Genomic DNA, 14,060 nt, shown 5'->3' on the forward strand with positions numbered 1-14,060 from the left:
TTTAATTCACTTCCGTCCAAGAACACCGCAACCACACGAGCAACAGATGTACCAACGGCAAGACCCAACAAACCCTTTCCCTAATCACGGCGCGCCAGAGGACCATAAAGAACAGGCACAGCGTTGGTTCAGACAGCTTAGGGATAGCATTTGTGCTGAATTTGAACGACTGGAAGATGAACTTTCCGGCACTGTGCTGGCAAAGTTAGGCGAACCTGCTTCAGGCCGCTTTGAACGGAAACAGTGGGATCGTGAAGGCGGAGGGGGCGGTGAAATGTCCATCATGCGTGGACGCGTCTTTGAAAAAGTGGGCGTGAATATATCCACGGTGATGGGAGAATTCAGCGAAGAATTTTCAAAACGTATTCCCGGCGCTGATAAAGATCCAAAATTCTGGGCCAGCGGTATATCCCTTGTCGCGCACATGCATTCACCACTTGTACCAGCGGTACACATGAACACGCGTCATATTGTTACGACAACCAGTTGGTTTGGCGGTGGTGGTGATTTGAACCCTATGTATCCTGTTGATCAGGACACTCATGATTTCCATAGGGCCTACAAAGATGCCTGTGACAAACACAATCCGGGTTTCTTTCCTGTCTTCAAAGAATGGTGTGATGAATATTTCTATATTCCCCACCGCAACGAAGCCCGTGGTGTCGGCGGTATTTTCTATGACTACCTGAATACGGGTAACTGGAACGCCGACTTTGCCTTCACTCAAGATGTAGGCAGAGCGTTTTTAGATATCTACCCCCAGATTGTGCGACGTCACATGCACAAAGACTGGAACGACGAGCAACGAAAACATCAGCTTTTCCGCCGTGGCCGCTATGCAGAATTCAACCTGCTCTATGATCGCGGTACCATGTTCGGCCTCAAGACAGGTGGCAATGTCGAAGCAATCCTTATGTCCATGCCGCCGGAAGCAGCCTGGCCCTAGCTTTTCGCTAATACACTCCAGAAAATAATCCGACAAAAATCATCCAAGGACCTGTAATATGCCCTCGGCACAGCAAAAGATTATATTGGAAACGGATCGCCTGATCATCAGGGAACTTGGTGAAGGAGATGCGCCTTTTATTTTACGTCTTTTGAATGATCCTGCCTTCATTAAAAACATCGTCGATAAGGAAGTCAGAACGCTTGATCAGGCCTGTGGATATATTAACTCCGGACCTGTTACCAGCTATCGCGAAAACGGTTTTGGCCTTTACGTTGTTATTCTAAAAGAAGGTAAAGCATCAATTGGTATGTGCGGACTGGTTAAGCGCGACGGATTGGACGATCCCGATATTGGCTATGCTCTTCTTCCGGAATACTGTTCAAAAGGCTATGCTGTCGAGGCCGCAAACGCCGTTCTCAAATACGGCCACGATCAGCTAGGGCTCGATAAAATCGTCGGCATCGTAAACCCCGATAATGTTGGATCGGCCCGAGTGCTTGAGAAGATTGGCCTCGCGTTTAAGAAAATGATCAAAGTGTCTGATGACATTCCAGAAACAAAGTACTACGTTTCCAAGAAATCAACCTGCTAATCAGAACGAAATCTTCAAAGCGTAAGCCAAACATTTGTCCTGATCAGGCTTAAACGATTGTTCAATCCACCAATTTTCAGTTGCCTTTAAAAGTCGTCCCATTTTAGGCCCAGGCTGGATACCTGATTGAATGAGATCTCGCCCTTGAAGCGGAAAGAAAACCGGACTCCATTCTTCTATCATCTTTGCGCGAGATTTAGATTTTTTGTCATTGAAATCAACATCATCCCTTGCCATTTGTAGCCGGAGGAGATCAGAAACCAATCCTGCGCCAATACGATAGAGTGCTTCTTTAAACAGCATTTCTTCTGTTGACGAATCAATTTCATATTCCGGCTGTATCAACGAGAGAAAATGTTGCTTTTCTGCTGTCGAAAAACGTAAACGATCAGGAATAGATCGTTTTTCTTTCGCCTCACCGCCTTCAAGTAAAGCGATCAATCGGACAAGAGGGTCCCTCCGCCCTTCGAGACTTATAAATGCTTCTAAACAATCAACGGTATGAACTTCGGGCAGGAAGGGAGAGAAAATTTGCTTATCAAGCATCACTTTCAACACAGGTATCGGGTTTGGTGCAGCCAGAAGTTTCATTAATTCGCTATGAATACGTTCTGCCGACAAACCTTTCAGCATAGGGGTTTTTGCTTTCGCCGCCGTTACCCCTTCCTGATCAAAAACATCAGTGCCATACCAGGCTTGGAAGCGGAAAAACCGTAACAACCTCAGCGCATCTTCTTCGATACGTGTTTCCGCCTTACCGACAAACCGGATGCGATTTTCCTTGAGATCCTGAACCCCGCCAAAGGGATCGAACACAGTCCCGTCAAGACGACAGGACAGCGCATTCATTGTTAAATCCCGGCGGGCAGCATCTTCTTCCCAATTATCTGTATAGGCCACAGTTGCATGGCGACCATCCGTCTCGACATCCACTCTTAATGTAGTGATTTCAAAAACCTGATGATTGCAGACGGCTGTTATGGTCCCATGATCAAGCCCGGTCGGGATCGCTTTGATCTTTCCGGCTTCGAGTAACTTGATAACGGTTTCTGGATGATCCGGCGTCGCGATATCAATGTCCTTGATTTCACGTCCGAGCATAGCATCACGCACACAGCCGCCAACAAACCGGACATCTTGCCCCTGCTTAGACAGCGCCCCGATGACCCGTTGCGTTTCCTCTGCCAACATCCAGGGCTGGCTTTCTAACTGATAAGTCGTCGTCATGAATCAGTATCAGTATTTTCCAGAACTTTAGGTTGATAACTTGGAGACACAAGACTGTCACCTGGCGCAGGACCGGAGTTTGAGAAATAAGCACCCATCGCAATGCCAGCCATAACAACACCGCTTAGAAACAACCAGGCCCAAGGACCTCGTTCGACCCAAGGCAAATCTTCTTCACGCATTTCTCCTTCCGCTTCAGAACGGGGTCTGCGAGTTACAAGATAATAGGCAAAATAAAGAGCAAACGGCAGCAGAACTGGTAAAAGAATTAGAAGGAATCTGGTTAGCATCCGTTGTTATTCCCCATTACAAGTTACATCGTTATCAGAGATATTATTATCTCTGTTCAGGCTTAAAACTTCGCACAAATTAACCAACATGCCCGCTGTTGCGCCCCAGATAAAATAATCGTTAAAAGGAAAGGCGTAATAATATCGCCGATAGCCTTCAAATTCACGAAAGTGTCGCTGGCGACTGTCCGGCCTTAGAAAGAAGTTCAATGGAATTTCAAACACTTCTGCAACTTCAAAGCTATCCGGTTCAACAGGAAAAGGAGGTTTAATAAGTCCGACAACAGGCGTGATCACAAATCCAGTACGGGTGACATAGGTATCCAGTTCGCCAATAATACTGACATGTTTTCGAGGAAGACCAACCTCTTCTTCCAGTTCCCGCAAGGCAGTATCACAATGATCTTTGTCGGTTGGATCAACGCGACCACCGGGAAAGCTGACCTGTCCCGCATGATCGTGAAGATGATCTGTACGTTTGGTCAAAAGAACCGTGAAACCATTTTCGCGCTCAACAAGCGGAACAACCACAGCCGCTGGCGTTTTATCGCGCGCAGGATCAAAAAAGCCAGGATTCAAATCGTGATCGCCGCGCAAAGCACCTTGCCTAGATGACAATACTTTTTGCTGTGCGAAAACCTGCATCAATCTTTGAGATGTCCAATCAAACCCCACGCTTTTTTCCATTCCATTTTGTATTGATGCCTCTCAAGCTCCACTTTTACGTATAGCCCTACTCGACGTCTCCCAGCACGTGAAACATGCCGGAACTCCAGATCCCAGCCTTGTTATCTTTTTCTTCAGCCAAGTCCATCAACTGATAAAACGCCGACCGTACAATACGGGCCTCAAGGCCTTTTCTAATCAATATATAGGGTGATGGTTCATCACTTACATCTTTAAAATCAATTCGAATCGGATGCTCGTTATCAAGGTTCACCCATTGATCCATATTGTTTCGAAAAGAGATAACCTGATCTGGCCCTCGTCCTGTGTTTTTTAATTCCACAACGGTAAAAGGGACATCCTCAACGACGATTTGTGCCCTTTCTACTGGCGTGACCAGCCAGTAGGTGCCCGCCTCTTCACGCTGTAAAACAGTCGAGAACAATCGGGCAAGCGCTTTTCGCTCAATTTCACGGCCTTCGTGGTACCAGATGCCATTACGATCAATCCGCATATCAACTTCGCTGGTTATCGGCAGCATGCGAGTGGCTTCCGCTAAGTCTTCTTTTTCTGGTGTGCCCTGACAATCTGTCATCTTTTTATGGCCCTATCAGCAAGTGATCACTGTTGATTGATCGGATATCGCTATGCAAACGCTCGTTTTATGTTCATTATAACCAATGTGTTAACCAACATGTCAAAGAACTGATGTATACTACCACAGGATATATCTAAACAATGGCCCCCAATTACAAGCCATAAAAACCGTTACGCACAATACAATCCGGTCAATGACATAAGCCAACTACTTAGACCCAACTACCTAGACAGCAACACTAGCAGTTACGTCAAAAGAGGAAGCAAAATGGACACTACGGATAGAAATCCGAGTACTACATTATCCAAAGATCTCACTTTACAAGCAGATCAACTCTGCACTCGTCTTGCGCAACTTCATCAAAATCTGGGAAAAGTCGTCTTCGGACAAGAAGGCGTTATTGAACAGGTTTTAATCACACTACTAGCTGGTGGGCACGGCCTTCTTGTCGGTGCTCCCGGCCTCGCCAAAACCCGTCTCGTCGAAAATCTTGGTATTGTGTTCGGCCTACAGGAAAAACGCATCCAATGTACACCGGATTTGATGCCATCAGATATTATCGGCGCAGAGGTTCTGGAAGAAGACGAAGATGGTCGGCGATCTTTTCGCTTCATTCAAGGGCCTGTTTTCTCTCAACTTCTTATGGCAGATGAAATCAATCGTGCTAGTCCCAGAACGCAATCTGCTCTTTTACAGGCGATGCAAGAACATACCGTCACCGTCGCAGGGCACAGCCACAAACTCCCCTCTCCCTTTCACGTTCTAGCAACACAAAACCCCCTTGAACAAGAAGGTACCTATCCGCTTCCAGAAGCACAGCTAGATAGATTTTTGTTGGAAATTTACGTCGGTTACCCTGATAGAGAAGCTGAGAAACAGATGCTTCTCGCCACTACGGGAACAAGCGAACCTGAAGCCGAAGGAATTTTGACATCACAGGAACTTTTGGCGGCTCAACATCTGGTTAGAGAAATTCCGGTTGGGGAAGATGTGCTTGAAGGCATATTATCTCTGGTTCGAAGTGGTCGCCCCGAAGAAACAGATGATGAGTTCGTAAAACGGTTCGTTGCCTGGGGTCCAGGCCCTCGCGCCAGTCAGGCTTTATTGATGGCAAGTAAAGCACGGTGTCTGCTTCAGGGGAGATTAAGCCCTTCACTAGACGATGTGATCGCCTTGGCCGCCCCTGTATTACGACACAGAATTCATCTGGACTTCACCGCCAGGGCAGAAGGCATTACCATACAAAAAATCATTAAACGCCTTATCGCCCCCCTGAACTAGAGGGATAAGATGAGCAAACGAGCATCTTCTATAGAAGCTTCTGCAGAGAAGCTTTCGGCAACACTCCCTCCGCTTTTAATCGAAGCAGAACATGTTGCGGCAACGGTTTTCCAAGGGGCGCATGGCAGACGCCATGTCGGCCAAGGCGATGAGTTCTGGCAATATCGACGCTATAGTCCGGGGGATTCACCAAGAAAGATCGATTGGCGTCGTTCTGCAAAATCAGACCCCAATTCCGAAAACGCCGGCATTTTCATTCGCCAGAAAGAATGGGAGTCAGCACAAAGTTTGTGGCTTTGGAATAGCAATGATCCCGGGATGGATTGGGCTTCGGACAAAAACCTTGCAACAAAAAAGCATCGGGCTTCAGTCTTAAGTCTCGCACTTGCCCAACTTTTAATTCGTGGCGGAGAAAAAGTAGCCCTTGCCGGATCAGGTACAGCTCCTTCAAACTCCCGAAAAAATCTGTACACCATCGCGCGGCAATTGGAAGCCCAACGCTCCGCAAGTATAACCACACAAGATAGTAGCCAGAAAAGTCAGCACCTCGACCATGAATTACCTCGGGAACACCATTTCTCACAAAATTCTGCGCTGGTTTGCTTTTCAGATTTCCTCACACCATTATCCGAACAAAAACAAATCTTTGCCAGCCTTGCACATAAAAATCTTCGTGTTTGGTTGGTTCAAGTACTAGACCCTGCGGAACTGAATTTGCCCTACTCGGGAAGAGTGAAATTTCAACTCCCCAAAAGCGACCGAGAGCTTTTACACTCTGATGTTGCATCTATACGCGACCTCTACATGGATCGCATTAGAGGCCATAACAAGGACCTATCACGCCTCGTCAAAAAATGGGGATGGAATCATATCCTCCACACAACAAATAAATCACCTGAATCAACTCTTCTAACTCTTTATCGAAGTATTTCGGAACGCCAAAACACCTTTGCGCACGCCCGGGAAGAAAACCTGAGCGGAAACGATATAGGTCAAGAGCATGCTTAATTTAGGGATTATAGGCTTCTTAAATCCATGGCTCTTATTAGGCCTCATAACCCTTCCTGTGGTCTGGCTTATTCTACGTATAACACCCCCCTCACCAAAAAAAGTTACCTTCCCTGCCCTACGGTTGCTCTTGGGACTACAAGGGGCAACATCAAGACCTGAAAGAACATCATGGTGGCTTATTTTCTTAAGGGTAATGATCCTGCTCATCCTTATTCTCGCCTTGGCAGAACCGATTTATGCACCAGTCAAAAGAACTGACACGACATATAATACTTTGGTTCTACTGGATAACGACTGGGCTTCAGCGGGTAGTTGGACCAAACAGCTTGCAACTTTACGGTCTGTACTTGAGCAAAACAAAGGTAATCGTAACCAGATTGCCTTTCTGACAACCGCAAAAGGCACAACCGGACACTATGATTTTTCAGGTTTTAAAACATCTCAAAACCTTTTGATCGACATAGAACAATTGCCCACACCCCAAAGCTGGCAGTCTGATCCGCAAGGGGCATTAAAATCTATAGAAAAAGAACTCAACCACTATCATCCTTTAAAGGTTTTGTGGCTTTCCAATGGACTTCTTTCGATACCAGTTACAAATAATTCCTCGGATCTCTTCGATACTTTTGCTACGTCAGAAATTTACCTTCCCTCAAGTGACCAACTTCCCTTGTGGATTACGGGCGTAAAACCTGAAAGTAGTGGATTAAAGGTGTCAATCTCGCGTGGTCACGACAGTGCTGAAAACGAAGAGAGAGTAGCAGCCCTTTCCGGGAAAAACGAAGTTCTCGCAACAGGACAGATTAACTTCGGTCAAGGTCAATTAAACGCATCAACAACATTAAGTATGCCAAATGAGCTCTATAACAAAGCACAGAAAGTTATTGTCGTTGGCAAGAATACGGCTGCAACAACCTTCTTGCTTGATCAAAGCAACTATCGTTTCCCCGTCGGCATTCTGACCGCGGCCGGACAGGAAGATAATAAATCCCTTCTTGGGGAACACTATTACCTTCAACGGGCTTTAAGTCTTTTCACCGATGTCAGATATGGATCTGTTAAAGAGCTCTTGTCTCGAGAGCTTTCTGCTATTGTCGTAACCGATAAAGAAAGCATTCCACCTGCCGATCGAGAAACACTTAATGAATGGATTAATCAGGGCGGATTACTGTTACGATTCTCCGGTCCCAATCTCGCGGAAATAAGAGATAGCTTTATCTCTGTTCCTCTCCGCAGTGGCTATCGAAACCTCGAAGGAAATTTAACATGGGAACAGCCACTTACGCTTGAAGCATTCGAAAAAGATAGTCCTTTTTTTGGTTTACCTCAAAACCCGGAGATCACGGTATCAGGACAACTATTGGCACAACCGACACCGGAACTGGATAACCATACCTGGGCAAGGCTTCAAGATGGCACCCCTCTTGTCACAGCCGCTGACCAGGGTGATGGTATGATCGTCCTGATACACACATCATCGAACACACGCTGGTCAAATCTGGCACTATCGGGGTCATTTGTCGATATTCTTAGACGTATCTTACAGTTTGGGCAGGGTGTGGGTGGTAACACATCAGACGGCAAACTCCCTGTTCATGACATTCTGGATGCATATGGCAACCTTATTCCCATGGAAGATGCGGCCATTACGCTAGATGCCTCTATGGATAAAAAGGGTACACAACAGAACATTGATCACAAAACACCCCCTGGATATTACGGGAAAGACAAAAGGCAAAAAGCCATAAACCTGGCGGGAAATTTGCCGGATATTAAGAAGAATGATTTTCAAGCCGACAGTCAGAAAATCTATAACGCAAAAGAGGAAAGTCCCCTCCAGATTCCACTGCTTTTTATAGCTCTAATCTTATTTCTTTTTGATCAGGCACTCACTCTATGGCTCAGAGGATTATTTTCAAATGTAGCTATAGGGAAAATGACTGCTGTCATTCTACTTTTTTTACTTCCTCTTACCCTGATATCTCCTAACAGAGCTACTGCACAAGAAATTGAAGAACCTTTAGACACCAAGGGTATCGAAGCAACACTCAATACCTATTTAGCCTATATCATCACCGGGGATAACAAAGTCGATTCCGACAGTCATTCAGGCTTGGCAGGTCTCTCGCTTCAATTACACAGACGCACGGCTGTTGAAAATGTCAGAGTAACTGGTCTTGATTTGGATAGGGATCAAATATCACCCTATCCATTTCTCTATTGGCCAATCACAGCGATCCAAGAGCCACTGACCGCACGCGGAAAGCGTCGCTTAAATGAATACATCAACAATGGCGGTTTGATTTTGTTTGATCTTCGCGAAGCATCAAGCACCTTGAACTCTGCCTTGGGATCACAAGGCAACGCGCAATATCTGCAAATGCTGACTGACGAAGTTAATATTCCACAGATGGAACCTGTCCCAGCCGGACATGTGATCACACGATCCTTTTATCTCCTGGAAAGTTTTCCCGGGCGCAATAACAACCGCGACTTTTGGACAGAGAGTACCGACCCCTATCGAAATGACGGAGTTGCAAGAATATTAATAGGATCAAACGATTGGTCCCGATCCTGGGCCATCAATGAGCAAGGTCGTCCTCTTTATGCCATGGTACGCGGCGGCGAACGCCAGCGAGAACTCTCGTATCGCTTTGGCATCAATCTCGTAATGTACGCCTTAACTGGGAACTACAAAGAAGATCAGGTTCATATTCCTCATATCCTAGAGAGGTTAGGCCAATGATCTCTAGTTACGGTATCGAATGGCAACCTCTGGTTCCGATGTGGATGATTTATATAATCATCGGCTTTGCCTTAACATCGCTGCTGTCACTCTTTTTCCTCAAGAGTAAAGGCGGAGAATTCAGAGCAATCTTCCTTGCAATAATTGCTGTTTTTCTAGCGAACCCCAGTCTCCACAAAGAAGTCAGCGAAGCTTTACCAGAACTCGTGCTCGCCATTGTGGATAACAGTCCATCAATGGACTATGGCAAGCGCAAAAGTCAGGCAGCAAATGCACTGACCTCTCTACATGAACAGGTCAATCAACGTTCCGATCTGATCCTTAAAACCATCCAAATAAATGGCGATGCCGAAAATGGCACCAAACTCTTCGATGAAATTTACCTGACAGCAGAAGAAAAAGAACGTTTGGCCGGGATTGTTATTATATCAGACGGGCAAATCCATGACATTCCGAAAGCGTTAGAAGGAACACAGTTTCCTCAGGACATTCCCCTTCATCTGTTCTTGGCCGGAGATCCCGACAAAGGCGATCGCCGTATCGTCATTGAACAGGCCCCTGCTTTTGGTATCATTGACCAGAAGACTGAGCTGTCGTTTAAAATCATCGATGAAAACATCAATGAAATCGGCGTGCCCGCAGCCATAACCCTACGGAAAAATGGTAACACTGTTGCAGAGTTTCAGGCCCCGATTAACCAGACAATTACTCATGAGCTAACACTGGAGAACAGAGGCGAAGCAATTTTTGATATAACAGCTGAAGTGCTGGACGAAGAAATAACCCCGATAAACAACCAAGCTGTTTTCAGTGCAAACGGCGTCAGAGACAGATTGAAGGTGCTTTTGATTTCTGGTGAGCCTCACCCAGGAGAGCGGGCATGGCGAAACATCCTGAAAGAAGATCCATCCGTTGACCTCATCCATTTCACAATTCTTCGCCATCCCACCAAACAGGATGGCACCCCTATCAGAGAACTTTCCCTGATTGCTTTTCCTATTCACGAACTCTTTGAAGTTAAACTGGCCGACTTCGATCTTATTATTTTTGATCAATACCAGCGTCAAGGTTTTCTTCCCAGTCACTATCTAACGAACATTGTCAGGTACGTTAAACAAGGGGGTGCTCTATTGGAAGTCGGTGGCCCCGGCTATGCTTCTCCAGCTTCTCTTTACAATACCTCTTTAGGCAGCATCCTTCCTGCAGAGCCTTTGGGAAAAGTATCTGAACAAGCTTTCCACCCCCTGATTACTCAGTTGGGGTTGCGCCATCCCGTTACTGCTCGTTTACCAAAGGCAAATCTTTTGCCAGATGAAAAACCTCGGTGGGGACGTTGGTTCAGACAGGTTGAAACAGACACGCTCGGTGGCTCAACCCTGATGACTGGTAATAACCTACTACCATTACTTATTCTAGATCATTACGAAGAAGGACGAGTTGCCCAGATTACCAGTGACCATATATGGCTGTGGGGGCGTAATATTGAAGGCGGCGGGCCACAAACTGAATTAATACGGCGTCTTGTTCACTGGCTTATGAAAGAACCAGAGCTGGAAGAAGAAACATTAAAAGCCCAACTCAGAGATCAGCAACTCTCTATAACACGACAAACAATGTCAGAGGATGAAATTAATCTAACGATTACAAGCCCGTCGGGAGAAATAACAGAAACAGCCCTACAGGCAGATACCCACGGCCATGCTTCGACTAGAATTGAAGCAACGGAACCCGGACTTTATACAATTAATGACGGTCTCAATACCGTTGTCGCTCAACAGGCTCTCAGTGGTCCGGAACATGAAAGAGTCCGGACGGATCCCATACCTCTCGCACCCATCATCGAAGCCAGTAATGGCGGGATCTATACGCTAAAGGACCTTAGTCCAAAACTTAGATTGGTACGGGGAAAGGGCTCACTTGCGGGAAAAGAGTGGGCAGGATTACTTTCGCAAAAAGCCGAAAAGCTTGTTGGATCGACACGAACTCCACTATTACCCCCATGGGCTTTCCTTTCTCTCTTGCTAATGACCGCATTTGGGGCTTGGTATCGCGAAGGCCGCTAGATCTACCACTAAATTTCCCGAGCAGCCTGAGATTCATAAACACTTTCCCAAGGCGATATAAAACCTTTCGGCAGAGCAAGAAAAGCATCACTTTGTAGTGATAGAACTTGAAATTTCTCGGCACTCACGGGGACTGGCATATCAAAGCCAAGAGGTTTGGCGAGCTCAAAACCATAAGGCGCGTAATAGGGCTGTTCACCAACAACAAAACACAGACGGTATCCCATTTTTTTTGCCTCATTCATCCCATGTGTTACCAGCGCCTTTCCGATCCCCTTGCCCTGTAAATCAGGCTGCACAGCTAATGGCCCCAAAAGAAGCGCGGTTTCACCACCTATCAATACAGGCCAAAACCGAAGAGTTCCAAGCAGTTTCCCAGAAGAACAAGAAGAAGAAGAAGATCGTACAGAAAAGCTTAAATCTGGAACAGCAGAGACATCTGCCCGGAAAGTATAGGAAGGGCGAGATTTACGCTCCTGACCAAACGTCAAATCCAATAAAGTTTCAATCTGCGCTTCATCAGCAGTATTCTGGAGGGTAATCGTATAGTCACACATGGTACATCCTGCATTAGTGCCAGCTCAGAGAGCCTGTACTTTTATTCTTCAAAGACATTGATGCTAACTGTTGTCTTTGGTTAGTGCAGGTTGACCTGATATTCAGGCCGCTGAACAATCCGTTACGACACACAGACTAACAGCCCAGCGAACAGCAGTTCGAGGGCAGGTCCGTCGTCGTCGGAGATGTTCACAATAGTTGGGCATATAAATGACCAAGCCTTAAATAGAGTAAGTACGATTTACCCATATTCGATATCACGATTTTTATAACTGTCAAAGCAAGAAAAACATCAAAGCTATTTTTTCAAAAACGACCCCTTCTCGAATCAAGATTCAAAAGTCGGGATTATTTCCATAATAATCTGTAATAAAATCAATAAAAACACGCGCTTTGGGCGGAAGATTACGGTTTACTGGGTACACCACATATATGGCATTATCCGTGTCCACTTCCCAATCCGGCAGTATTTTTACCACACGCCTTTCTTTAATAGCATCATGGCAGATAAAATTAGGCATACAGGCAAAACCAATCCCTTCCTGAACAGCCGAGAGAATAAAATCACCATTGTTAGCTGAGAGATCACTCGTCAAAGGCACCGCCACCGCTCCGTGTTTGCCACTCAACTTCAATCCGGATATCCGATTCAGATTTGAATAGTGCAAAAAGTTATATCCGGAAAGCTCTGCGGGTATTACAGATGCATGTCCTTTTTTAAAATAGGATGGAGCAGCAATTACACTCATCCCGCAATCAGATATTTTCTTGGCAATAAGCCGTGAATCCATCAAACGACCAATACGTACGCCGACATCAAAGCCTTCTTCAACCAGATCAACCATTTGATCATTGAGAATAAGATCAATTTCGATTTCAGGATATTGCACTCTAAAGTCAGCAAGCATCGGGGCCATACATTTAATTCCAAAGGACATCGGCGCATTAACTTTCAATAATCCCCTCGGTGTCGAAGATAGGCGTGAAACTGTATACTCAGCTTGCTCGGCGACATCTATAACGGCTTGGCATTTTTCAGAAAACAATCTCCCCGCCTCAGTCAGAGAAAGACGTCGTGTTGTTCTGTTTAACAAACGTATTCCTAGCCGATCTTCGAGACGGCTTACCTGTTTTGATACGGCAGATTTACTTATACCCAATGCCTTGGCAGCAGCCGTAAAGCTCTCGTGCTCAACCACAGAGGCAAAAACTGCCATTTCATTCAAATTCATTTTCTACACTCACCACACATTGTTTCCATATGGAAACAATGTTGTTCTTAATTCATGCATTATAATAGTAAAGTGACATAACTATCTTTAGCTGAATAGTCATTTTTGAGAGTACAGGACATCCCGATGATTGATATCAGACCTTTTGATAGTTTGGGCAGATTCCAGAATGAATGGTTAAACGCGCGCTATCACTTCAGCTTTGCAAATTACATGAACCCGGAACGAACAGGTATTGGACCACTACTGGTTTGGAATGATGATGAAATTCAGCCCGGCGGTGGTTTTCCAATGCATGGACACCGCAATATGGAAATCATCACCTACGTACGATACGGTGCAATTTCTCACGAAGATCACCTGTCCAACAAAGGAAAAACACCTGCGGGTGATATACAGGTCATGACGGCTGGCAAAGGTATTCTGCATAGTGAGTATAACCACGAAGCAGAAATAACCGGTCTTTATCAAATCTGGATACACCCTTCAGAAACGTACCTCAAACCCCACTGGGATCAGAAAACTTTTTCCGAAGCTGATTACGCTGGCGGTTTTCTACCACTGGTGTCCGGAGAGAAAAAACATCCCAACGCACTGCTCATAAATCAGAATGCCACTCTTTACGGAACACACCTGAAAGAAAATGAAGAGATAAATCAACCCATAGCAAAAGATCGCTTAGGGTATCTTGTGGTCTCCAAGGGATTGATTAATCTCAACGGTCAACGCCTGAACGAACGGGACGGTGCCATGATTGTGAATGAAGAAAACTTGAACATCACAGCCCTTGCTAACGCAGAATTAATTTTCGCGGACTTGCCAGATACCGTTCAATAAACAACCGCTT

Annotated in this window: 13 protein-coding genes; 7 read left to right on the forward strand and 6 right to left on the reverse strand. The window is 45.7% G+C overall.

Annotated features, from left to right (window positions below; all coding sequences use genetic code 11):
• The first annotated feature begins 46 nt into the window (after positions 1-46).
• Complete coding sequence (hemF, locus tag WH96_RS01640) at positions 47-946, forward strand: oxygen-dependent coproporphyrinogen oxidase (RefSeq protein ID WP_047762379.1); 900 nt, start codon at positions 47-49, stop codon at positions 944-946.
• Positions 947-1,004: 58 nt separating this feature from the next.
• On the forward strand, positions 1,005-1,541 hold the full coding sequence (locus tag WH96_RS01645; protein WP_047762380.1) for a GNAT family N-acetyltransferase: 537 nt from the start codon (positions 1,005-1,007) through the stop codon (positions 1,539-1,541).
• On the opposite strand, the gene WH96_RS01650 is transcribed toward WH96_RS01645, so the two are convergent.
• Genes WH96_RS01650 through WH96_RS01665 form a run of 4 tightly spaced genes read right to left on the reverse strand, consistent with a single transcriptional unit; the run spans position 1,542 to position 4,319 of the window.
• Positions 1,542-2,768, reverse strand: a complete 1,227-nt coding sequence (locus tag WH96_RS01650; RefSeq protein WP_047762381.1) for a CCA tRNA nucleotidyltransferase — start codon at positions 2,766-2,768, stop codon at positions 1,542-1,544.
• Entirely contained in the window at positions 2,765-3,058 is a 294-nt protein-coding gene (locus WH96_RS01655) for a hypothetical protein (protein ID WP_047762382.1), read from the reverse strand. Before WH96_RS01655 ends, WH96_RS01650 begins: the two co-directional genes overlap by 4 nt.
• 6 nt (positions 3,059-3,064) lie before the next feature.
• A complete protein-coding gene (locus WH96_RS01660) occupies positions 3,065-3,733 on the reverse strand; it encodes a CoA pyrophosphatase (protein ID WP_245629394.1) in 669 nt (222 codons plus the stop codon).
• A gap of 58 nt (positions 3,734-3,791) precedes the next feature.
• Entirely contained in the window at positions 3,792-4,319 is a 528-nt protein-coding gene (locus WH96_RS01665) for a DUF1285 domain-containing protein (RefSeq protein WP_047762383.1), read from the reverse strand.
• A 270-nt stretch (positions 4,320-4,589) separates the two neighbouring features.
• Between WH96_RS01665 and WH96_RS01670 the strand changes: the two genes are divergently transcribed.
• The 4 genes from WH96_RS01670 to WH96_RS01685 are packed head-to-tail and all read left to right on the forward strand — an operon-like array spanning position 4,590 to position 11,423.
• On the forward strand, positions 4,590-5,603 hold the full coding sequence (locus WH96_RS01670) for an AAA family ATPase (protein WP_047762384.1): 1,014 nt from the start codon (positions 4,590-4,592) through the stop codon (positions 5,601-5,603).
• A gap of 9 nt (positions 5,604-5,612) precedes the next feature.
• On the forward strand, positions 5,613-6,611 hold the full coding sequence (locus WH96_RS01675; protein ID WP_053005549.1) for a DUF58 domain-containing protein: 999 nt from the start codon (positions 5,613-5,615) through the stop codon (positions 6,609-6,611).
• Positions 6,604-9,360: a DUF4159 domain-containing protein gene (locus WH96_RS01680; protein WP_047762385.1), complete on the forward strand. Its 2,757-nt coding sequence runs from the start codon at positions 6,604-6,606 to the stop codon at positions 9,358-9,360. The genes WH96_RS01675 and WH96_RS01680 overlap by 8 nt, the downstream gene beginning before the upstream one ends.
• Positions 9,357-11,423: a hypothetical protein gene (locus tag WH96_RS01685; RefSeq protein WP_047762386.1), complete on the forward strand. Its 2,067-nt coding sequence runs from the start codon at positions 9,357-9,359 to the stop codon at positions 11,421-11,423. The genes WH96_RS01680 and WH96_RS01685 overlap by 4 nt, the downstream gene beginning before the upstream one ends.
• 8 nt (positions 11,424-11,431) lie before the next feature.
• On the opposite strand, the gene WH96_RS01690 is transcribed toward WH96_RS01685, so the two are convergent.
• On the reverse strand, positions 11,432-11,980 hold the full coding sequence (locus tag WH96_RS01690) for a GNAT family N-acetyltransferase (RefSeq protein ID WP_047762387.1): 549 nt from the start codon (positions 11,978-11,980) through the stop codon (positions 11,432-11,434).
• Positions 11,981-12,316: 336 nt separating this feature from the next.
• Positions 12,317-13,213 (reverse strand): LysR family transcriptional regulator, encoded by an 897-nt coding sequence (locus WH96_RS01695; RefSeq protein ID WP_047762388.1) that lies wholly within the window; start codon positions 13,211-13,213, stop codon positions 12,317-12,319.
• Between the two features lie 126 nt (positions 13,214-13,339).
• On the opposite strand from WH96_RS01695, the gene WH96_RS01700 reads away from it, so the two are divergent.
• Positions 13,340-14,050, forward strand: coding sequence for a pirin family protein (locus tag WH96_RS01700; RefSeq protein WP_047762389.1), 711 nt, complete (start codon positions 13,340-13,342; stop codon positions 14,048-14,050).
• Positions 14,051-14,060: the final 10 nt, after the last annotated feature.

It is taken from the genome of Kiloniella spongiae (assembly GCF_001026905.1).
Taxonomy (GTDB): domain Bacteria; phylum Pseudomonadota; class Alphaproteobacteria; order Kiloniellales; family Kiloniellaceae; genus Kiloniella; species Kiloniella spongiae.